At 67.9% G+C, this 20,441-nt stretch carries 18 protein-coding genes; 14 read left to right on the forward strand and 4 right to left on the reverse strand.

Annotation, left to right across the window (positions count from 1 at the left end):
* Positions 1-237: 237 nt before the first annotated feature.
* The 7 genes from ileS to EV191_RS25415 all read left to right on the forward strand — a co-directional run bounded on the left by ileS (position 238) and on the right by EV191_RS25415 (position 9,311).
* Positions 238-3,390 (forward strand): isoleucine--tRNA ligase, encoded by a 3,153-nt coding sequence (gene ileS / locus EV191_RS25385; RefSeq protein ID WP_132880069.1) that lies wholly within the window; start codon positions 238-240, stop codon positions 3,388-3,390.
* Between the two features lie 108 nt (positions 3,391-3,498).
* Positions 3,499-3,786, forward strand: coding sequence for a small secreted hydrophilic protein (locus EV191_RS30395; protein WP_132880070.1), 288 nt, complete (start codon positions 3,499-3,501; stop codon positions 3,784-3,786).
* Between the two features lie 153 nt (positions 3,787-3,939).
* Positions 3,940-5,439 (forward strand): sensor histidine kinase, encoded by a 1,500-nt coding sequence (locus EV191_RS25395; RefSeq protein WP_132880072.1) that lies wholly within the window; start codon positions 3,940-3,942, stop codon positions 5,437-5,439.
* A 2-nt stretch (positions 5,440-5,441) separates the two neighbouring features.
* Positions 5,442-6,104, forward strand: a complete 663-nt coding sequence (locus EV191_RS25400; protein ID WP_132880073.1) for a response regulator transcription factor — start codon at positions 5,442-5,444, stop codon at positions 6,102-6,104.
* Positions 6,105-6,198: 94 nt separating this feature from the next.
* Positions 6,199-7,773, forward strand: a complete 1,575-nt coding sequence (locus EV191_RS25405; protein ID WP_132880075.1) for an SLC13 family permease — start codon at positions 6,199-6,201, stop codon at positions 7,771-7,773.
* A 25-nt stretch (positions 7,774-7,798) separates the two neighbouring features.
* Positions 7,799-8,989 carry a glycerate kinase family protein gene (locus tag EV191_RS25410; protein ID WP_132880077.1) on the forward strand — a complete coding sequence of 397 codons (1,191 nt, stop codon included), beginning with the start codon at positions 7,799-7,801 and terminating at the stop codon, positions 8,987-8,989.
* A gap of 31 nt (positions 8,990-9,020) precedes the next feature.
* Positions 9,021-9,311, forward strand: a complete 291-nt coding sequence (locus EV191_RS25415) for a DUF167 family protein (RefSeq protein WP_132880078.1) — start codon at positions 9,021-9,023, stop codon at positions 9,309-9,311.
* 24 nt (positions 9,312-9,335) lie between these two features.
* Here the strand turns inward: EV191_RS25415 and EV191_RS25420 are convergent, their stop codons facing one another.
* Together EV191_RS25420 and EV191_RS25425 are read right to left on the reverse strand one after the other, a co-directional pair.
* A complete protein-coding gene (locus EV191_RS25420; RefSeq protein ID WP_132880080.1) occupies positions 9,336-10,373 on the reverse strand; it encodes a serine hydrolase domain-containing protein in 1,038 nt (345 codons plus the stop codon).
* A complete protein-coding gene (locus EV191_RS25425; RefSeq protein ID WP_132880081.1) occupies positions 10,370-11,251 on the reverse strand; it encodes an IclR family transcriptional regulator in 882 nt (293 codons plus the stop codon). Before EV191_RS25425 ends, EV191_RS25420 begins: the two co-directional genes overlap by 4 nt.
* Before the next feature lie 80 nt (positions 11,252-11,331).
* On the opposite strand from EV191_RS25425, the gene EV191_RS25430 reads away from it, so the two are divergent.
* The 5 genes from EV191_RS25430 to EV191_RS25450 are packed head-to-tail and all read left to right on the forward strand — an operon-like array spanning position 11,332 to position 16,387.
* Positions 11,332-12,903, forward strand: a complete 1,572-nt coding sequence (locus tag EV191_RS25430) for an ABC transporter substrate-binding protein (RefSeq protein WP_207894696.1) — start codon at positions 11,332-11,334, stop codon at positions 12,901-12,903.
* Entirely contained in the window at positions 12,896-13,894 is a 999-nt protein-coding gene (locus EV191_RS25435) for an ABC transporter permease (protein WP_132880083.1), read from the forward strand. Before EV191_RS25430 ends, EV191_RS25435 begins: the two co-directional genes overlap by 8 nt.
* On the forward strand, positions 13,891-14,778 hold the full coding sequence (locus EV191_RS25440) for an ABC transporter permease (protein WP_132880084.1): 888 nt from the start codon (positions 13,891-13,893) through the stop codon (positions 14,776-14,778). The genes EV191_RS25435 and EV191_RS25440 overlap by 4 nt, the downstream gene beginning before the upstream one ends.
* Entirely contained in the window at positions 14,775-15,572 is a 798-nt protein-coding gene (locus EV191_RS25445; RefSeq protein ID WP_132880086.1) for an ATP-binding cassette domain-containing protein, read from the forward strand. The genes EV191_RS25440 and EV191_RS25445 overlap by 4 nt, the downstream gene beginning before the upstream one ends.
* A complete protein-coding gene (locus EV191_RS25450; protein WP_132880088.1) occupies positions 15,569-16,387 on the forward strand; it encodes an ATP-binding cassette domain-containing protein in 819 nt (272 codons plus the stop codon). Before EV191_RS25445 ends, EV191_RS25450 begins: the two co-directional genes overlap by 4 nt.
* Before the next feature lie 15 nt (positions 16,388-16,402).
* On the opposite strand, the gene EV191_RS25455 is transcribed toward EV191_RS25450, so the two are convergent.
* Positions 16,403-17,380, reverse strand: coding sequence for an ROK family protein (locus EV191_RS25455; RefSeq protein WP_132880089.1), 978 nt, complete (start codon positions 17,378-17,380; stop codon positions 16,403-16,405).
* 41 nt (positions 17,381-17,421) lie between these two features.
* Here EV191_RS25455 and EV191_RS25460 point away from each other — a divergent pair, with 41 nt between their 5' ends.
* Positions 17,422-18,165, forward strand: a complete 744-nt coding sequence (locus tag EV191_RS25460) for a creatininase family protein (protein ID WP_132880091.1) — start codon at positions 17,422-17,424, stop codon at positions 18,163-18,165.
* Positions 18,166-18,201: 36 nt separating this feature from the next.
* A complete protein-coding gene (locus EV191_RS25465) occupies positions 18,202-19,323 on the forward strand; it encodes a mandelate racemase/muconate lactonizing enzyme family protein (protein WP_132880092.1) in 1,122 nt (373 codons plus the stop codon).
* Positions 19,324-19,377: 54 nt separating this feature from the next.
* Here the strand turns inward: EV191_RS25465 and EV191_RS25470 are convergent, their stop codons facing one another.
* Positions 19,378-20,340 carry a M28 family metallopeptidase gene (locus EV191_RS25470; protein ID WP_243659227.1) on the reverse strand — a complete coding sequence of 321 codons (963 nt, stop codon included), beginning with the start codon at positions 20,338-20,340 and terminating at the stop codon, positions 19,378-19,380.
* Positions 20,341-20,441 lie beyond the last annotated feature (101 nt).

A 20,441-nucleotide genomic window follows, 5' to 3' on the forward strand; every position in this document is an offset into this window, starting at 1 on the left:
GGGAAGCCTCCGGAAGAACGGGCACGTTGCGAGCGGCCTCAGTAGAACCGGACGGGTACGGCCCGTCACAGCCGAACGAAGAGGCGCTGTCGTGAACGCGCGACAGGCAAGCGGGGTGGTACCGCGGTATCCCGCCAGCTGCCAGGCGAAGCAACGCCGGGCAGCCGGTGGTGTGTCGTCCCCGTGTGGGTCTTCCGGCCCGTGCGAGTGACGAGGTAACCGCGAGGAGCACCAACGATGGCCTATCCCAAGGCAGTGCACGGCAACGGCACCGGCGAGGTGCCGGCACAGCCGTCGTTTCCCGAGCTGGAATCGGCGGTGTTCGACTACTGGGACGCGGACGGCACTTTCGCGGCCAGCGTCGAGGCGCGCCCGGCCGGTGAGCACGGCGCGAACGAGTTCGTCTTCTACGACGGGCCGCCCTTCGCCAACGGCTTGCCACATTACGGGCATCTGCTGACCGGCTACGTGAAGGACATCGTGCCGCGCTACCAGACGATGCGCGGCAAGCGGGTGGAGCGCCGGTTCGGGTGGGACTGCCACGGCCTGCCGGCCGAGGTGGAAACCGAACGCCAGCTGGGCATCGCGCACAAGAACGATATCGAGGCGATGGGCATCGAGAAGTTCAACGATGCCTGCCGGTCCTCGGTACTGCGCTACACCGGGGAATGGCGCGACTACGTGACCCGCCAGGCGCGCTGGGTCGATTTCGACAACGACTACAAGACACTCGACCTGCCCTACATGGAAAGCGTCATGTGGGCATTCAAGTCGTTGTGGGACAAGGGATTGATTTACGAGGGATTCCGCGTCCTCTGGTACTGCTGGCGATGCGAGACCCCGCTGTCGAACACCGAAACGCGGATGGACGACGTATACCGGGACCGGCAGGACCCGGCGGTCACCGTCGGCCTTCGACTGTCCGCTTCGGACCCAGCACTGGACGGCGCGCTCGCTCTGGTGTGGACGACCACCCCGTGGACGTTGCCGGCGAACCTGGCCGCCGCGGTGCATCCGGCGGTGGACTACGCGCTGGTCCGCGTGAATGGGGAGCGCTACCTGCTTGCCGAGGCACGCGTCGCCGCCTACGCGCGGGAGCTGGGCGAGGACCCCGAGATCATCGCTCGCTACCGGGGAGATCAGCTACTCGGCCTGCGCTACCAGCCACCGTTCGACTTCTTCCTCGGCCAGGACAACGCGCACCAGATGCTCTCCGCCGACTATGTCACCACCGACGACGGCACCGGCATCGTGCATATCGCACCGGCCTACGGTGAAGAGGACAAAGTGGTCACCGACGCGGCCGGTATCGACCCGGTCACTCCGGTGCTCGCCAACGGGCAGTTCGGCGCGGAGGTTCCGCCGTACGCGGGGATGCTGATCTTCGAGGCGAACCCGGTGATCATCCGGGACCTGAAGGCGAGCGGGCTGCTGCTGCGGCACGAGACCTACGATCACCCGTACCCGCACTGCTGGCGGTGCGACAACCCGCTGATCCAGCGGGCGGTCTCCAGCTGGTTCGTCGCTGTCACGAAGTTTCGTGACCGGATGGTCGAGCTGAACAAGCAGATCAACTGGGTGCCCGAGCACATCCGGGACGGCCAGATGGGTAAATGGCTGGAAAACGCCAGGGACTGGTCGATCTCCCGGAACCGGTACTGGGGTTCGCCAATCCCCGTGTGGATATCGGATGACCCGGCCTATCCGCGGACCGATGTATACGGTTCGCTGGATGAGCTGGCGCGGGACTTCGGGGTGCGCCCGGCCGATCTGCACCGGCCGCATGTGGACGAGCTGACCCGGCCGAATCCGGATGACCCGACCGGTAAGTCCGCCATGCGTCGAGTGCCCGAGGTGCTCGACTGCTGGTTCGAGTCCGGGTCGATGCCGTTCGCGCAAGTGCACTATCCCTTTGAGAACGCCGAGTGGTTCGAACACCACTATCCCGGCGATTTCATCGTGGAGTACACCGCGCAGACCCGCGGCTGGTTCTACACCCTGCATGTGCTCGCCACCGCGCTGTTCGACCGGCCGGCTTTCCGGAACTGCGTGGCGCACGGCATCGTGCTGGGCAACGACGGCTACAAGATGTCCAAGTCGCGGAACAACTATCCGGACGTGAACGAGGTGTTCGCGCGGGATGGTTCGGACGCGATGCGGTGGTTCTTGATGGCCAGCCCCATCCTGCGCGGCGGCGACCTGGTGGTGACCGACCGAGGTATCAGGGACGCGGTTCGGCAAGCCGTGTTGCCGCTGTGGAACTCCTGGTACTTCCTCGCGCTCTACGCGAACGCCGAGGGCATCGAGGGACGCTGGCGTACCGACAGCCAGCACGTGCTGGACAGGTACGTGTTGGCCAAGACGCACGAACTGGTGACCGATGTCAGCGCCGCGATGGACGGTTATGCCATCGCGGACGCCTGCACCACGGTGCGCGAGTTCCTCGAGGTGCTGACGAACTGGTATGTCCGCCGCTCCCGGGAACGGTTCTGGGCAGGAGACCGGGATGCCATCGACACACTGCATACCGTGCTCGAGGTGACCTGCAGGGTGGTCGCTCCACTGCTCCCGCTGACCTCGGAGCAGGTGTGGCGCGGGCTGACCGGGCAACGCTCGGTGCACCTCACGGACTGGCCGAGTGCGGTCGACGAGCTCCCCTCGGATGCCGCGTTGGTCGCCGCGATGGACGGCGTGCGCACCGTGTGCTCAGCAGCGCTGTCGCTACGCAAAGCCAACAAGCTGCGGGTGCGGTTGCCGCTGGCCAGGCTGCTGGTCGCGGCCCCGAACAGCGCGGACCTGGAACCGTTCGTGGCGCTGATCGCCGACGAGGTCAACGTCAAACAGGTCGAGTTGACCGCGGATGTGGCCGCGCACGGCCGGTTCGAGCTCGTGGTCAATGCGAGGGCCGCCGGCCCCCGCCTGGGTGGTGCGGTCCAGCAGGTGATCAAGGCGGTCAAGGCGGGCGAATGGTCGTGGACGGCCGACGGCGACGTAGCCGCGGCTGGGGTGGAGCTGCGCGAAGGGGAATACGAGCAGCGGCTGGTGGCCACCGACCCCGGTGCGGCCGCGGCCTTGCCTGGCGGGCAGGGCCTGGTCGTCCTGGGCACCGAGGTGACCGAGGAACTCGCCGCCGAGGGAGTGGCGCGCGACCTGGTGCGGGTGGTGCAGCAGGCACGGCGGGCGGCCGAACTGGCGGTCTCCGATCGGATCACCGTCACGGTGCAGGCCGCCGAGGACGTGTGCTCGGCGGCACGGGCGCACCAGGATTTCCTCGCTGGGGAAACGCTGGCAGACGAGGTGCGCTATGCCGACGTCAGCGATGGTTTCACTGGTTCCGTTGGGGATGGGGAAGCGGTCTCGGTGCGGGTCGTCCGCGTCGCTGAGTCCTGAGCAACGGGTGCGGCCGGACATGGTCCGGTCGCACCCACTCGGTGAAGATGAAAAAATCCTCATGCTGTACTCACCTCATTCACGGCATGCGTCAGGGACGGTGGAGCCATGAGTCGCGCACCCCGTGCCGCCGCGCTCGCGGCGGTGATCGCCCTGCCTGTCGGCGCGGGCTTGGGTGCATACCTGTTCATGTCGACACCGGATCCACCGACGGCCCCGCCGATGGTGCGGATCGGCTCGGCCGATCCGTCCGTGACTGGTGGGCCCGCCGAACCGACCACGACCACCGAAACCACGAAGCCCCCGCCGAAAAGGACCCCGCTGCCACCGCCGCCACCAGTGGATGACGACGATGACGATGATGACGACGACGATGACGACGATGACGACGACTGAGCCGGGCTCGGCTGTCGCATCGCCGTATGGGGCGCTAGTGGAATTGTGGGCGGGCCGTTGAGCCAAACTGGGCCATTGGGTCAAATTGGGCCCCCGCCGCCGACCCGTCCGTTATCCCTCGGCGGACCGCCATCGGACAGGCGTACCCAGCCGATGGCGACGGCCGCCCGGCTACGGCGTGATCCGGGAAAACTGGGTGGCAGCCGGGTACCCGCGCGGCTGCAGATCGTCGGCTGGTTCGTGCTCGTGATGGCGGTCGGCCTGATCAGTGTGGTGTTGCTGCTGCGGCATTCGCTGGTCAGCGAGATCGAGGAACGGGCCAATCGCGCGCTGGAACAAGATGCTGAGGAGTTCCGGAGCTTCGCCGCCGCCGGACACGACCCGACGACCGGGCAACAGATCAACGATCCGCAGCTGTTGATGCAGCAACACCTGCGGAGTCAGTACACCGATTCCGCCGAACTGCTCCTCGCCGTTACCCGAACACGAGACGGTCTGGACATCCAGGAACAGGGCAACGAATCGGTCCGCCGCGTACCGCTTGGCCAGCAGCGGCTGCGTCCGGTCGTTGAGGGTGCCGCGAACTCCGGAACCCTGGAGACCGCGCGCGGCGAGATGCGCTGGATCAAGGTGAACGTGCTGCCCGCGAACAGTGCCGCGCAAGAGCCGCAAGCATGGTTCGTGGCCGGCTATTTCCTTGACGCCGCGCAGGAATCCGCGGAGAGCACGGTACGCACGCTGTTGATTGCCAGCGGGTTCGCGCTGCTGTTGGGGGCCGGCGTGTCCTGGGTCGTCGCGGGGCAGATCCTCGCGCCGGTCCGCACCGTGCGCCAAGCGGCGGCCGCGCTCACCGAACATGACCTGACGCACCGGATTCCCGTGCAGGGGCGCGATGACATCGCCGCGCTGGCGCAACAGTTCAACGCGATGCTGGACCGGCTGGAAAGCGCGTTTCGTAACCGCCAGCAGTTCCTCGACGACGCTGGCCATGAACTGCGCACGCCCATCACCATCGTGCGTGGCCATCTCGAGGTGATGGGCTTCAGTTCGGCCGGTTCGCCGGATTCGGCCGAAGCGGCCGAGCGCGCCGAGGTGATCCGGCTGTGTACCGATGAGCTGGATCGGATGGCCCGGATCGTCGAGGACCTGTTGCTGCTCGCCAAGGCGGAGCAGCCCGACTTCGTGACGCCCGTTGATACCTCCGTTCCCGAACTCACCAGCGATATCGATGCCAAGGTGCGGGCGATCGCGCCGCGCAAGTGGACACTGGAGCGGATCGGCGAGGGCAACGCCTGGCTTGATCCGCAGCGGGTGACCCAAGCGGTGCTGCAGCTCGCGCAGAACGCGGTCCAGCACACCAGCGATGGCGACGAGATCCGGATCGGTTCGACGATCTACCGCGGAGTGGTGTCCTTCTGGGTCACCGACACCGGGCCGGGTGTGCGCCAGGAAGACGCCGAGCGCATCTTCCAGCGGTTCGCGCGAGCCCCTGGCAGCGCGCGGCAAAGCGAGGGTGCCGGGTTGGGGCTGTCCATTGTCAAAGCGATCGTCGACGCGCACCACGGGCGGGTACGCCTGGTTTCCCAGCCGGGCAACGGCGCGACGTTCGGTATGGAGTTGCCGGCACGGCCGGATATCGAGTTGGGAGGGTAAGCGTGCCCCGGATCTTGATCGCCGAGGACGAACAGCGAATAGCATCCTTTGTGGACAAGGGACTGCGGGCGAACGGGTTCACCACGGTGATCGTCGCGGATGGCAACGCAGCACTGGCCAGTGCCGTCGCGGAACCGTTCGACCTGGTCGTGCTCGACCTCGGGCTGCCAGGTAGGGACGGATTCGACGTGCTGCGCGCCATGCGCCAGTCCAATGTGCACACGCCGGTGATCATTCTGACCGCGCGGGACGCGGTCGGCGATACCGTGGCTGGCCTGGAGGGCGGCGCCGACGACTACATGACCAAGCCGTTCCGGTTCGAGGAGCTGCTCGCCAGGGTGCGGCTGCGGCTGCGCTCGCCGGAACGGCCGAGCGAGGTCACCGTGCTACGGCACGCGGATCTCTCGCTCGATCTGCGCACCAGGAAGGCGCAGACGGAGCACGACACCATCGATCTGACCGCGCGGGAGTTCGCGCTGCTCGAGTTGTTCCTGCGGCACCCTGGGCAGGTGCTGTCCAGAGAGCAGATCCTCTCCCACGTCTGGGGCTACGACTTCGACCCTGGCTCCAATGTGGTCGACGTGTACGTGCGCACGCTGCGACGCAAGATCGGTGACGGCTACATCCAGACGGCACGTGGAATGGGCTACCGGCTCGGCGGCTGAGCCCCGCTAGCGGTGGGCACGGGCGAGGCGTAGATGAAAGCGCCCTCATCTTCGCCTCACGGTCGGCTCAGGCTGGCTTGGCAAGGTTCTTGGTATGCCCGCCAAAACCGAGCCCGTCACCAGGCCGCTGGCCTGGCAGCCGAATCGTGCGCAGTGCGAGCAGCCGACCACCGAGCTGCCCGCGCAGGGCCAGCTCACCAGGTATGCCACCGCGCCGCGGCCGAGGGTGCCGCAACCCGAACCGCAGCGGAAGATCCCGCGCGCGGCGATTGGCCTGACGGTCGCGGTGCTGGCACTGATCACGCTTGCGTTGTTGTTGCCGGGAGCAGACAGCGGGCTGCCTGGCGCCGGGCGGATCACGCTGGTGGTGTTCGCCGCCGCGGTACTCGCCTGGATGTTCAGCCCACTCGACGACACCTACATCGGGTTGTGCGCGGTGTTCGCACTGGTCGCCACCGGCGTGCTCAGTGCCGATGAGCTCTTCGGCGCGCTCGGCGGGGAAACGATCTGGCTGCTGATCGCCGCGTTCGTCCTCGCCGCGGGACTGTCCAGCACCGGGTTGCCCACCAGGGTCGCGGTGCTGCTGATCGCGCGGGCACGCAGCGTGCGCGGGCTGGCACACCTGATCACCGCGGCGTTGGTGCTCACCGCGTTCGCCGTGCCGGCGACGTCCGGGCGGGCGGCGCTGGCGCTTCCGGTGTTCCTCGGCCTGGCGAAGGCACTGCGCGACCGGGAGAAGGTCGTGCGGGCGCTGGCCGTGCTGTTTCCCGCGGTGATCCTGCTTTCCGCGGTGGCCACCGTGGTCGGCGCGGGAGCCCACCTGATCACCAGCCAGATCCTGGCAAACACCGTTGGTACCGGTATCGGTTACGGGCAATGGTTGCTGCTCGGCGCGCCGTTCGCGATCGTCAGCTCGCATCTCGCCGCGGAGCTGGTGCTACTGCTGATGGTGCCGCGTGCGCAGCGGCGGCTCCGGCTGACCCTGTCCGCGGAACAGCTCGCCACCGAGGCGGGTACCGCCGTGCGGGGCCCGCTCACCAGCGCGCAGCGTCGCGCGTCCGGCATCCTCGCGATCGTCGTCGGGTTGTGGTGTACCGAGTTCCTGCACGGTATGTCACCGGCGCTGATCGCGCTGTTCGGCGGATTGCTGATCACCGCGCCGAAGTTGGGCACGGTGGGTATGTCCGGCGCGCTTGGCTCGATCCCGTGGTCGCTGCTGCTGTTCATGGCATCGACCGCGGTGCTCGGTGGTGCCCTGGCCAGTTCCGGGGCAGCCGGGTGGTTGACGGCAACGGTGTTTGGCACCGGCGGCGGCTCGCCCGTGCCGTTCCTGCTCGGCGTGATCGTAGTCAGCGCCGCGGCACATCTGGTGTTGCAGTCGCGGTCCGCGCGTTCCTCGGTACTCGTTCCACTGCTGGTGCCGCTCGCCGTATCAGCCGGCCTGAACCCGATCGCCATCGCGTTCGCGTCCACGGTGGCCGCTGGGTTCTGCCATACGCTGCCGTCCTCGGCGAAACCGGTCGCGATGTTCGGTGCGGTCACTGAGGTGCCCACCTACCGCCGCACGGATCTGCTGCGGTTCTCCGCCATCGCCGGTCCGCTGCTGGTGCTGCTCGTTCTTGGCTTCGCGTTGTATGTCTGGCCGCTGCTCGGTCTGAGCCTGCGCTGAGATTCTGTCCACTATGGAGGTCACAATGTCCACTCACCAATCCCTGCGCATTGTTATCGCGCCGAGCGGTTTCAAGGAATGTCTGGATGCCGAGGCGGTCGCGGCTTCGATCGGACGCGGCGTCGGCAGGGTGTTGCCGGACGCGGTCGTGGACTCGATCCCGCTTGTCGACGGTGGTGAGGGGTCCGCGCGTACCTTGGTTGCCGCCACCGGCGGCCGGCTGGTTCCGGTGCGGGTGACCGGCCCGCTGGGGGAACGGATCCGGTCACACTTTGGCATTCTGGGCGGACCGGGTCCGCGAACGGCGATCGTGGAGATGGCCGCCGCGGCCGGCTTGCGTTTGGTGCCAAGGGATCGGCGCGATCCAGGGGTTGGTTCGACCTACGGTGTGGGTGAGTTGATTCGTGCCGCGCTGGACGCCGGGGCGCGGCGGATCGTGGTCGGCTGTGGTGATTCGGGTACTTGCGATGGCGGCGCTGGCGCACTTCGGGCGCTGGGGGTACGGCTGCTCGACGCCGCGGGCGCGGAGGTGGCGTCAGGAGGCTATGGCCTTGCCGATGTCCGCACGATCGACCGGTCCGGAGTGGATCCGCGGTTGGCCGGTGTGGACATGGAGCTGGCCTGCAACCCGCACAATATGTTGACTGGCCAGCGCGGAGTGGCGCGGGTGTTCGGGCCGCAGAAGGGCGCGGACGAACACCAGGTGCGGCTGCTGTCGGCGGCGATGGACAACTGGGCGCGGGTGCTCGCCAACCACGGCGCCGAGGTGCGGACACTGCCAGGAAGTGGCGCTTCGGGTGGGCTCGGCGCCGGGCTGGCCGGCCTTCTCGGGGCACGGCTGCGGCCACGGTTCGAAGTGTTACTCGGGCACGTTGACCTGGACGCGCGCCTTGCCGATGCCGATCTGGTGATCACCGCCGAGGGGGCGATCGACCACCAGACCCCGCTTGGCAAGGTGCCGGCTGAGGTTGCCCAACGCGCCAAGCGCTTCGGCAAACCGGTGATCGCGGTGGCTGGCACGATCGGCGATCGTGCGCACCGGAACTACGCCGCGGGTATCGACGCGTTCAGCGGGATTCTGGCCGCGCCGGTAGCGCTCGCCGAGGCCATCGAGCACGCGCCCGAGCTGATCGCCGATGCAGCCGAGCGCTGCCTTCGGCTGGTGCTGGTGGGGCGCGCGCTGGGGGTGACTCCCGCGACGGTGCCGGCCGCGTGACGGAAATGCGTGTTTTTGCCATGATCGGACCATGGATGCGGGTTTCCGGTTCGCGGTTCGGGTGAAGCCAGGCGCCAAGCGCGAAGCCGTTGGGGGCTGCTGGTCCGGCGCCCTGGGTGACGCGCTGGTGGTGGCGGTTGCCGCGCCGGCGGTGGAAGGGAAAGCCAACGCTGCCTTGTGCGCCGCGCTCGCCGGTGCGTTCCAGGTGCGGGTCAGCGCGGTCCGAGTCGTTCGGGGCGAGCGCGGGCGGGACAAGCTGGTTGAGCTGGATCCGGCGCCGGAGGGCGCGCCGGACCGGCTACGCCAGCTCCGCGCCCGCTGATCGGCACCGGTCAGCGGGACGGCTTCAGTTCCTGCCGTGCCCGTGTAGCGCAAGCCGGTGAAAATCGGCGCGCACCCACTCGATATCCGGATTCTCCCTGTTCGGATGTACCCGGTTGGTGAGTAACACGGCATAGCGGCCGGCCGCGGGGTCGATCCACAAGCTGGTGCCGGTGAACCCGGTGTGGCCATAGGAATCGTCGCTCACCATATCGCCGACCGGACAGCCCACGGAGTCCTTGCCCTGCCAGCCGAGCATCCGCCGCAGGCCAAGGTGCTCGGTCTGGCAGCTGATCATCGTCGCGTGCGTTTCCGGTCGGAGCAGCGTGGGGCTGCCGCTGAGCAGTTCCCTGCCGAGCAGGTCCAGATCGGCGCGGGTGCCGAACAGTCCCGCGTGGCCGGCGATTCCGCCGAGTACGACGGTGTTCTCGTCATGTACCTGGCCAGTGACCAGCTGGCCACGCCATGCGCAGTACTCAGTGGACACCGCGCGTCGCGCGCCGGAACTTCCCGGCAGGAAAGCGGTTTCGTGCATCCCGAGCGGCCGGCAGACCAGTTCGGTGATCAGCTCGGCAAGCCCGCGGCCAGTGGCCGCTTCGGCGAGTAAACCGAGCAGGATGAACCCGGGGGAGGAGTACTCCACCAGGCTGCCTGGCGCGCCGCGCAGCGGCACGGCGTAGAGCGCCTCGAGCAGTTCGGCTCGACTCGGATGCGACCGGAACAACGGCACCCCGCCCGGCAGCCCCGAGGTGTGCGCGAGCAGCTGCCGCACGGTGATCCGCGCTTTGTCGCCGCCGCGCGACTGGGGGAGATACCGGTCGACGGGATCGGACAACCGTAGGGCCCCACGATCGGCGAGTGCGAGTACGGCCAGACCGACGATCGGTTTGGTCACGGAAGCCAGGTCCCAGAGTTCGGTTCCGTCCACCGCTGGCCCATCCCAGCGCCGGGTACCGAGCTCGCCGGCGGTGAGTGTGCCCTCGGTGGTGCCGACTGACCAGGCGGCGGCGGAGTAGACGCGCCGGCTTCGCCCTTCATGCAGCAGCTCGGCGACTGCGCTCACGCCGTTCCTCCTTCGATGATGCCGAATGCCCGCGCGCGCGAAATGGCGCCGATTCCTTGACTGCCAAGGGATCGCGAGACCTGCTCCGCCGCTTCGGCAACCAGCGGGCCGAACACCGCGATGCTGTCCTCGTCCAGGGTGAACGTCAGTCCGGACACGCTGATCGCGCCAGCAACCTGGCCGAGCCCGTCCAGTACGGGCGCGGCCACACAGCGTACGTTCGCCTCGTTCTGCTCGTCCTCGACGATGTACCCGCGCTCGTCCAATGCGGACAGTTCGGCTCGGATGTCCGCCGGATCGGTCAGGGTTCGCGGAGTACGGGCGAGCAGCTCGCGACCGTCCAGGATCTCGGCCACCTCCGCCTCGGGCAACCTGGCGAGCATCGCGCGTCCCACCGCGGTGCAGTACAACGGCACGTTCCCGCCGACCTGCGAGGTCATCCGGTACGCCTGTGCCGGTTCGATCTTGGCAAGGTACACCGCGCTGTGGCCATTGCGGATCGCGTAGTGCACGGTGTGCCCGGTGCGCCGCTGTAGCTCGACGAGGGCGGGCCGAGCCAGCTGGCTGTCACTACTGTCCGCGAGCGCCGCCGCGGCCATGCCGAGTAACCGGGGGCCCGCGTGATAGCTGCCGCCCGGCGCGCTGACCGCGAAACCGGCGTCACTGAAGGTCTGGAGCATCCGGTGCACGGTCGGTTTGGCCAGCCCGGTGTGTTTCGCCAGCTCGGCCAGTCGGTGTGGACCACCAGGGCGAACCAGCGCGCTGAGCACGTCGAGTGCCTTCTCTACCGCCCCCTTGCCTGGCCCCACGCCGGGGGCCTGCTCGCCGTTTCCTGGTTCGTCCGCGTTCGCTGGACCGCCGTTGACAACCGTCGCCATGCGTTCTAGCTTAGCGAATCAATATTCCATGTGACGGAATGCTATGTCGATGAATAGAACGACGTAGAGGAGTCGTGTAGGTGAGCACTCAGCACCCGCCTCGCCAGGGACCGCGCTACACCAGGCGGGACCTGCTTCGGTTCGGTGGGCTCGCGGTTCCGGCACTGGGGGCGAGCTGGTTGTTAGCCGGCTGCGGCGGGCCGAGCGCCGCCAGCGCGGCCGGCAACGTGCTTCGGGTGACCCAGTCCGAGGACCCCAAGACCCTTGACCCGCAGAAGCAGGGCGATATGCCCTCCATGAACGTGCTGATCAACATGTTCGACACGCTGACCAGTAGGGACCAGCGCAACCGGCTGGCACCGCGACTCGCGTTGTCCTGGGCCTCGCTGGACGAGCACACCTGGCGGTTCCGGCTCCGGCCTGGTGTTCGGTTCCACAACGACGAACCCTGTGATGCCAACGCGGTGAAGTTCAGCCTGGAAAGACTGCTCGATCCGAGCACCGCCTCGCCGATCGTCGAGTTGCGCTACGTTGCCGGTGCCACCGTGATCGACCAGCACACCGTGGATGTGCACACCAGCCAGCCCGACCCCATCCTGCCGGCCAAGGTTTCGTTGTTCGGTGGGGTGATCGTGCCGCCGAACTACCTTGACCGGGTCGGTTCGGACGGCTTCGCTCGCGAGCCGGTAGGCACCGGGCCGTTTCGGTTCGAGAGTTGGGAACGCGATCACGAGCTGCGGCTGCGCGCCAATCCGACGCACTGGTCAGGGAAACCGGCGCTGTCCGGGCTGGTGTTCCGGCCGATGCCGAACCCGGCCTCGGCGCTGGCCGCGCTGCAGAGCGACGAGGTTGACCTGGTCGCGAACCTCACGCCGGACGCCGCGCGGCAACTGGACGGTTACGCCGGCGTCACCATCGACAGCTACCCGGGTATCCGTACCGCCTATCTCTCGTTGAACACCGAGGACGGCCCGCTGCGCGACCGGCGCGTACGCCGCGCGCTCAACCACGCGGTGGATGTCCCGCTGCTGATCGACGCCGTACTGGACGGCAAGGCGCGCGAGGTGCCGACGATGATCCCCCGGGAGTCGTTTGGCTTCGACGACAGCGTGACACCCTTCACCAGGGACGTGGCGCTGGCGAAACGGTTACTCGCCGAGGCCGGCTACCCGGACGGTTTCGACACCACGCTGACCGCGTCCAACGACGATGCCCAGGTGGCGCAGGCGATCTCCGGGCTACTTCGCAAGGCAGGCATCCGGGCGAGCGTGAACCTGCTCGACCCCGGGACCTACTCGGACCGGCTGACCTCGGACAACCGGGCCGCGCTCGGTCCCATCTACCTCGCAGCGAGCACCGGCTGGACGGTCGACGGCCAGAGCAATGTGCAGTCCAACGTGCGCAGAGACCGGCGGCAGAGCAGGTGGCGTTCAAGGGAGGCCGATCAGCTTATCGATGCCCAGGAACTGTCCACGTCGGACTCTGAGCGGCTACGCGCGTTCGGCCGGCTGCAGCGGCTGCTGAAAGAGGAAGCGCCGTTCGTTTACCTGTATCAGCTGGACTCGATTTTCGCCCGGAACGACCGTCCACGCTGGCGGCCGAACGTCGTTGGCTCGCTCAACATGGCCAGTGCGGAGGTGACCGATGGCTGAGCTCACGGTCCGGGATCGAGAAGGCTCGCCTGGCAAGAGTGCGGAACCGAGGACCGGCGCCGGTGCCGGGTTGCTGCGCGGCATCGCGACGAAGCTCGGCACCGCGCTGATCGTGTTGTTCTGCGTGGCCACCGTGTCCTTCTTTCTCGTGCGCCTTTCCGGTGACCCGGTGAAACTGTTGCTGCCGCCGGAGGCCACCGTCGAGCAGGAAGCGACCCTGCGCGCCAGCCTGGGGCTCGACCGTCCGCTGCTCGTGCAGTACCTGGACTATCTGGCCGGGCTGCCCAAGCTCGACTTCGGGACCTCGCTGTTCTACGACCAGCCGGTCGCCGAGGTCCTGTTCGGACGTCTGCCGGCCACCCTGCTGCTCGCCGGCGCGGCCATGGTGGTGTGCCTGCTGATCGCGATCCCCGCGGGGATCATCGCCGCGCTGCGCCGTGGTCGGGCAACCGACTCCGGAGTGATGGCCGGTGTTCTGATTGGACAGTCGACGCCGCCGTTCTGGGTGGGCATCCTGCTGATTCTGGTCTTCGCGGTGCAGTTCCAGGTACTTCCCGCATCCGGGTACGGAACCTTCGCGCATCTGATCCTGCCGGCGATCACCCTCGCCGTGTACTCGGTCGCGGTGATCGCCCGGCTGCTGCGCTCCTCGCTGATCGACGTGCTCGGCTCGGACTACATCCGCACCGCCCGCGCGAAGGGGCTCGGCCCACGCGGCGTGATCGTCGGCCACGGCCTACGCAACGCCTCGTTGCCGGTGGTGACGGTCATCGGCCTGGAACTGGGCAGCCTGCTCGGTGGCGCGATCCTGACCGAGCAGGTGTTCTCCTGGCCGGGTATCGGCCGGCTCACCGTCGAGGCGATCACCAATCGGGATTTCCCGCTGGTGCAAGCATCCGTGCTGTTCTTCGCGGCGGCCTTCGTCGTGGTGAACCTGCTCGTCGACGTGTCCTACACGCTGCTTGATCCCCGAGTGAGGTTGCGGTCATGACGATGACACTGGCCCCCCGCGCGGGCGGCGCGCGGACCGGGATGCTGCGCGCGGTACTGCGTAACCGCCTGGCCGCCGGCGCACTGCTCGTCCTGTTGCTGATGGTGCTGGCCGCGGTGCTCGCGCCGCTGATCGCCCCACATGATCCGAACGCGCAGGATCTGCTCGCTCGGTTACGCCCGCCAGCCTGGCATGCCGAAGGCGATGCCAGCTACCTGCTCGGCACCGACCAGTTGGGCAGGGACCTGCTCAGCAGGATGATCTATGGTGCCCGCGTTTCGCTGCTGGTCGGCGCGGCGGCCGCGCTGCTTGCCGGCACGCTCGGCGCGATCATCGGGTTGGTCTCGGGTTTTCTCGGTGGCTGGTTGGATCGCGTGCTGATGCGGTTGGCGGATGTGCAGCTGGCCTTCCCGTCGATCCTGCTGGCGCTGGCGATCGTCGGCTTCGTGGGCTCCGGGCTGTGGACCGTGGTGCTGGTGCTCGGCTTCACCGGGTGGGTCGCCTACGCCAGGGTGGTTCGTTCCGAGGTGCTGTCCTTGCGCTCGAGGGAGTTCGTCACCGAAGCGCGGGCGATCGGGGTGCGGGACCGAACCATCATGCGCCGGCATCTGCTGCCCAACGTGCTGGCACCGCTCGCCACGATCGCCACGTTGCACGTGGCCGCGGCGATCGTGGCCGAAGCCTCGCTGAGCTTTCTCGGTCTTGGCGTCCCAACGGACATCGTGACCTGGGGAGGGATGCTCTCCGACGGCCAGCTGTATCTGGGCACCGCATGGTGGATAGCGGTGTTCCCCGGTCTCGCCCTGATGCTTACCTCACTGTCCATTAACGTCACTGGCGACGCGCTGCGCGACGTCGCGGATCCGAAGGCCTATCGCCGATGAGTCCGGTATTGCGGGTAGACGAACTCAGTGTCCAGTTTCGACTCGGTACGGAAACCGTGCACGCGGTACGGGATGTGAGCCTGCGGGTCGACCCTGGCGAGATCCTTGCCGTGGTTGGCGAGTCGGGTAGCGGCAAGACCGCGACCGCGCTTTCCGTGCTCCAGCTCAACCCGGTTCCGCCCTGCGTGTACGCGGGCGGCGAGATCCGCCTCGACGACCGGGATCTCCTTCGGCTGTCCGAAAAGGACATGCGAGCGGTGCGCGGCAATGATATCGCGATGATCTTCCAGGACCCGATGACCAGCCTGAACCCGCTGAAGCGGGTGGGCGCGCAGGTAGCCGAGGTACTGCACCGACATCAGGGCGTATCCAGGGCGAGCGCGCGAGCGGCCGTACCGCCCGCCCTGGCCGAGGCCGGTATCGCGAACCCCGAACTGCGTGCCGAGCTCTATCCACATCAGCTCTCCGGCGGTCTGCGGCAACGCGTGATGATCGCCATGGCGCTGATCGGTCGACCACGGGTACTGATCGCCGACGAGCCGACCACCGCGCTGGACGTCACCGTGCAGGCGCGGATCCTGGACTTGCTGGTGGAGCTTGCGCAGCGGCGCGATATGGCGGTCATGCTGATTACCCACGATCTGGGTGTGGTCGCGGAGGTCGCGGACCGGGTCGCGGTGATGTACCAGGGCCGGGTGGTCGAGGACGGTTCGGTATCCGAGGTGTTCGGCGCGCCAGCAGATGACTACACCGCGCGGTTGCTGCGCGCGACGCCGCGATTGGAGCGGGTATGAGCCTGGTGGAATTGGACAACCTGCGCAAGGAGTTTGGTACGGGGCGGCAGGCCGTGCCGATGGTCGCGGTGGACGATGTGAGCCTGTCGGTGACCGAGGGCGAGACCTTCGCGCTGGTCGGCGAATCCGGTTCCGGTAAGACCACCCTCACCAGGTTGCTGCTCTGGCTGCTGGAACCGAGTAGTGGCACCGTGCGCTTCGACGGACAGGACCTGGCCACGCTGTCGGCGGCGCGGATGCGTGCGGTACGGCGGCAGATGCAGGTAGTGCTGCAGGATCCGTATTCCAGTATGAACCCACGGATGCGGGTGACCGACATCGTGGCCGAACCACTGGTCACCCACGAACCAGGGCACCGCGGCCGGCGGGCTCGCGGGAAACTTCGTGCCACCGTGGGCGAGTTGCTCGATGCCGTTGGCCTGGCGCCCGACGTGCAGGACCGCTATCCACACGAGTTCTCCGGTGGCCAGCGTCAGCGAATCTCGATCGCCCGCGCGCTCGCCCTACGGCCACGCTTGGTGGTACTCGACGAGCCAACCAGCGCGCTCGATGTGTCGGTACAGGCTCAAGTGCTTGATCTGCTGGCGGACTTGCAGCGGCGATTCGGGCTGACCTACGTTTTCGTCTCGCACAATCTCGCCGTGGTACAGCGGATCGCCGACCGGGTCGGCGTACTGGCCGGTGGTCAGCTCGTCGAAGTGGGGCAGGCCGCGCAGGTGTTGCGAACACCGGAGCATCCGTACACCCGGGCACTGGTCGACGCGGTTCCGCATCCCGATCCGGTTTACGCGCGGCGGCGCAAGGCGGCCTCATGACTACCCGATGCGCGGTCAGAGCCGGGAAAGCACCAGACCCGCCGCGCCGAGCAGCGCGATGTCGTCCACATCGGTGTCCGCGACCGACACGGTTGGCTGTTCGGCGCCATGCCGCCAGGAGGAATCCTCGTGCAGCCGATGCTCGATCAGTTCGCGGAACCGGTCGCCGCCCAGCCTGGCCTCGCCGTGCAGCACGAACAGCCCTGGAGCGAACAACTGTTGGATATTGAGCAGCCCCAGTGCCAGATTGTCCGCGTACTCCGCGAGCACGACGCCCGCCGCGGGATCCGCGCTGGCGGCGAGCGAGGCCACACTGGCTCGTTCGCCGAAGCCGGCGGTCGCCGCCCGGGCGCGCAGCCATGGCGTGGTGGCCACCGTCTTCCAGCAGCCGCGTGCGCCGCAGGTGCACCGCGCCCCGCTGGCCGCCACGGTCATATGCGCGCCACTGCGGCCACCAGGCGGGGCAAGCACCTGCCCGTCGTACAGGATTCCCACGCCAAGTACCTCGCCGGTGGACACCGAGGCGAAGGTACTGCGCCCCCGCCCGGCGCCGAACCAGCGATCGCCAAGCACCTGCAGCCGTGCGCGGTGTTCGATGTGGACCGGAACCGGCGAGACCGTCCGCAGCACCTCGGCGATCGGGTATCCGCGCAGCGCCGGTACTTCGTGCGCCTGCAGGATCACGCCGGCTTCCGCGTCCACCAGGCCGGCCGCGGCGACCCCGATGGCCACCGGCTGATCCGGACCGAAGCATTCGGTCGCCACGGCCCTGAGCGCCGCGTCGATCTGGGCGGTATCCGGAGTGCCCGTCGGGTAACTGACCTGTGTGCGCCGCAGTACTCGACCGGTGCGGTCCAGCAGGGCCGCCCGGACACGCCCGGGCAGCAGTTCCAGCGCGCCGAGTCCGCCGTGGCTGGCGGGCTCGGCCGCGGGCTGCTCGGCCGGCTCCTCGACAAGGCGCAGCGCCGCTCGGTGCCGACTGCCAGAGGTCATCCGCACACCATGCCACGACGAGCGCGAAAGGTGGAGCAACGATGCGTCAACTAACGGAGCTGACCTGGCGGGAGGTTCGCGAAGCCGGGAGCGGGGCGATCGCGGTGCTGCCGATCGGCTCGCAGGAACAGCACGCCGCGCATCTGCCGATGGGCACAGACACCATGCTGGTCGAGGCGGTTCTCGACCGGGCGGCAGGGCTGCTGACCGGTTCGCCGGAGCTGATCCGGCTGCCGGGTCTGCCGTTCGGGCACAGCCAGCATCATTTGTTCGCGGCGGCGGTATCGCTGCGGCCGCAGACGCTGCATGCCGTACTGCTGGACGTGTTCGACTCGCTGGTCACCAGCGGGTTTCGACGGGTACTCGTGGTCAACGGGCACGGCGGTAACGAGGAGATGATGCGGGCCGCGGTCAAGGAGTTCGCGCTGCGTACCGACGTGGCCATGGGCGCCTGCTCCTACTGGGCGCTGGACCCGGCGGATCCGGGGAGCTCGCCGGGCCACGCCGGCTGGTTCGAGACCTCGCTGATGTACGCGGTGCACCCGAAGCTGGTGCGGGTCCCCGTGGCTCCGCGCCCGGCGGGCCCGGAGCCACTGTTCCACCGCCCCCCACATCCGGGGCTCGTGGTGGAGCGGTACGGCGAATGGGCACGTGCCGGGGGAGCGACCGACGACGCCTCCCAGGCCAGCGCGGACAGCGGGGCGGAACTGCTGGCGGCACGCGCGCGGGGCCTCGCCGAAGCGATTCGGTCGTTCGACGCGGCGACCAGCGACAGCCACGGCTAGCCAGGTTTCAGTAGCCAATCTCTACGGGCGGAGTACATGAAGATCACCGAAGTGGACGTATGGGTCGTCAACCTACCGCTGACCAACCCGTTCACCAGTTCCTTCGAAACCAAGACCGGCGAAACCCGGACGATCGTCCGGCTACGGACGGATGCGGGTATCGAGGGTTGGGGCGAAACGATGTGGGGCGCTCCGGTCGCCAGGCTGGTGCGGGAGCTGGCCGATGACCTGATCGGTACCAGCCCGTTCGCACTGGAAGCGTTCCACCGCAAGCAGCATATGGTGCCGTTCTTCTACGGCTACCTCGGCTATGCCGCGCTCGCCGCGCTCGATGTGGCTTGCTGGGACGTGATCGGCAGGACAACCGGCCAATCGGTCACCGATCTGCTCGGCGGCGCGGTCCGGCACGAAGTGCCGATCACGGCGCTGGTCACTCGAGCGGACGCCCCAGCGGGGCGGGATATGGCGAAGGGGATCGCCGAGCACGCGGCGGCGGTTGTCGAACACGGCGGGTTCGGCGCGGTGAAACTGAAGGGCACCAGCGATGTGGCCGGCGATGTGGCGATCCTGCGGGCGATCCGCGCCGCGCTGCCCGAGGTGAACCTGCGGGTGGATCCGAACGCCGCGTGGTCGGTGCCGGATACCGTCCGTGTGGGGCCGGCACTGGAGGAGCTCGATCTGGAGTACCTCGAGGACCCGTGTGTCGGTATCGAGGGGATGAGCCAGGTACACCGCAAGGTTCGGATCCCGCTGTGCACCAACATGTGCGTGGTTCGCTTCGAGGATTTCGCGCCGGCCGTGCGGCTGCGCGCGGTGGATGTGGTGCACGGCGACGTCTACAAATGGGGCGGGATCGCCGCGACGAAGGCGCTCGCCGCGCACTGCGAGACCTTCGGGTTGGGCATGAACCTGCACAGCGGCGGCGAGTTGGGAATCGCGACCGCGGCACATCTGGCGGTGGTGGCCAGCACCCCGATCCTGTCCAGGGCGATCGACAGCATGTACTACCTGCACGCCGACGATATCGTCGCGCCGCTGGAACTCACTGAGGGGCGATTGGCGGTGCCGACCGGCCCCGGTCTCGGGGTCACCGTGGACGAGGACAAGCTCGCGCATTACGCCGCGGTGAACGCCCGCGACGGTGACCTCACCGGCTGAGCAGTGCTCGGTGACCGCGATGGTGCGGGATCTTCGCGGTCACCGAGCGTCGCGCTAGCTCGTCGCGAGCGTCCAGAGGGCATACGCGATCGCGTCGGTGTTCCGGTCGAGCGCGGTCTCGTTGACGTTGTCCACCGTGTCACATGACTGGTGGTAGCAGCCGTCGAAGGCCTCGCCAGCGGTGCCGTCCCACTTTTGCGCCTGCTCCTCGGTCATCTGGCCCTCGGCGCCGGTGAAGGTGCCACCCGTCGGCACCCCGGCGTCCGCGAACGCGGCATGGTCGGAGCGGCCACCGAGATCGATCAGTTCGGTCTCGACCCCGGTAGTGTCGAAGTACGCGTTGAGCGTGTCGGTCAGTTCGGCCGAACCTTCCGGCTGCCCCTCCGGGGAGTACACGAAATACCCGGCGTTGGGCGAGCCGGTCATATCGAAGTTCAGGTACCCGCTGAGTTTGTCCAACTCGGCCGCCGGCAGGTTCTGCACATAGTGGCCGGAGCCGAGTAGCCCCAGCTCCTCGGCTCCCCACCAGGCAAACCGGAGTTGTTTGTTCGGCTGTAGATCCTGCTCGGCGACCGCCCGCGCGACCTCGAGCAGCCCGGCCGTGCCGGTGCCATTGTCATTGATCCCCGGGCCGTTCGGCACGCTGTCCACGTGACCGCCGAGCATCAGTACCTCGTTGGCATTGCCAGCCGGCCAATCGGCGATCAGGTTCCATCCCGTGTCGCCGTCCGCGGAGAACTCCTGGACCGTCGTTTCGAATCCCAGCGCGTCCAGTTCGGACTGCAGGTAGTCCACAGTAGCCTTGTGACCTGGTTGTCCGTGTGCCCGGTTTCCGCCGTTCTCATCGGCGATCCGTTGTAGCTCGCCGAGCTGGGCCTGCACATCGGCCACCGGAATGTCTGGTGGCGCGATCGCGGGGCTAGCGGCCGGCGCGGCAGCGGCCGAACCGCCGGCGACCAGCACCGTCGCCGCGAACAGGGCCGGCAGGACAGCGCGTAGTGGGGAACGAACGGTCACGACGCCTCCTCAGTCGAATGTGCTCGGTGCGTCACAGGGCCTCTCATCGTGCCCCGCGTCACGATGTACTGGCTAGGTTCTTTCGGAGGGAACGCGCGGGA

The sequence above is a fragment of the Tamaricihabitans halophyticus genome, assembly GCF_004340875.1.
Taxonomy (GTDB): Bacteria; Actinomycetota; Actinomycetes; order Mycobacteriales; family Pseudonocardiaceae; genus Tamaricihabitans; species Tamaricihabitans halophyticus.

What these genes read in the sequence shown, in the direction of transcription:
- EV191_RS25455 (WP_132880089.1), bottom strand. Translation starts at nt 17,380, where the DNA reads ATGACCTCTGGCAGTCGGCACCGAGCGGCGCTGCGCCTTGTCGAGGAG.
- EV191_RS25465 (WP_132880092.1), top strand. Translation starts at nt 18,202, where the DNA reads ATGAAGATCACCGAAGTGGACGTATGGGTCGTCAACCTACCGCTGACC.
- ileS (WP_132880069.1), top strand. Translation starts at nt 238, where the DNA reads ATGGCCTATCCCAAGGCAGTGCACGGCAACGGCACCGGCGAGGTGCCG.
- EV191_RS25425 (WP_132880081.1), bottom strand. Translation starts at nt 11,251, where the DNA reads ATGGCGACGGTTGTCAACGGCGGTCCAGCGAACGCGGACGAACCAGGA.
- EV191_RS25460 (WP_132880091.1), top strand. Translation starts at nt 17,422, where the DNA reads ATGCGTCAACTAACGGAGCTGACCTGGCGGGAGGTTCGCGAAGCCGGG.
- EV191_RS25440 (WP_132880084.1), top strand. Translation starts at nt 13,891, where the DNA reads ATGACGATGACACTGGCCCCCCGCGCGGGCGGCGCGCGGACCGGGATG.
- EV191_RS25410 (WP_132880077.1), top strand. Translation starts at nt 7,799, where the DNA reads ATGTCCACTCACCAATCCCTGCGCATTGTTATCGCGCCGAGCGGTTTC.
- EV191_RS25405 (WP_132880075.1), top strand. Translation starts at nt 6,199, where the DNA reads ATGCCCGCCAAAACCGAGCCCGTCACCAGGCCGCTGGCCTGGCAGCCG.
- EV191_RS25395 (WP_132880072.1), top strand. Translation starts at nt 3,940, where the DNA reads ATGGCGACGGCCGCCCGGCTACGGCGTGATCCGGGAAAACTGGGTGGC.
- EV191_RS25435 (WP_132880083.1), top strand. Translation starts at nt 12,896, where the DNA reads ATGGCTGAGCTCACGGTCCGGGATCGAGAAGGCTCGCCTGGCAAGAGT.
- EV191_RS30395 (WP_132880070.1), top strand. Translation starts at nt 3,499, where the DNA reads ATGAGTCGCGCACCCCGTGCCGCCGCGCTCGCGGCGGTGATCGCCCTG.
- EV191_RS25415 (WP_132880078.1), top strand. Translation starts at nt 9,021, where the DNA reads ATGGATGCGGGTTTCCGGTTCGCGGTTCGGGTGAAGCCAGGCGCCAAG.
- EV191_RS25450 (WP_132880088.1), top strand. Translation starts at nt 15,569, where the DNA reads ATGAGCCTGGTGGAATTGGACAACCTGCGCAAGGAGTTTGGTACGGGG.
- EV191_RS25445 (WP_132880086.1), top strand. Translation starts at nt 14,775, where the DNA reads ATGAGTCCGGTATTGCGGGTAGACGAACTCAGTGTCCAGTTTCGACTC.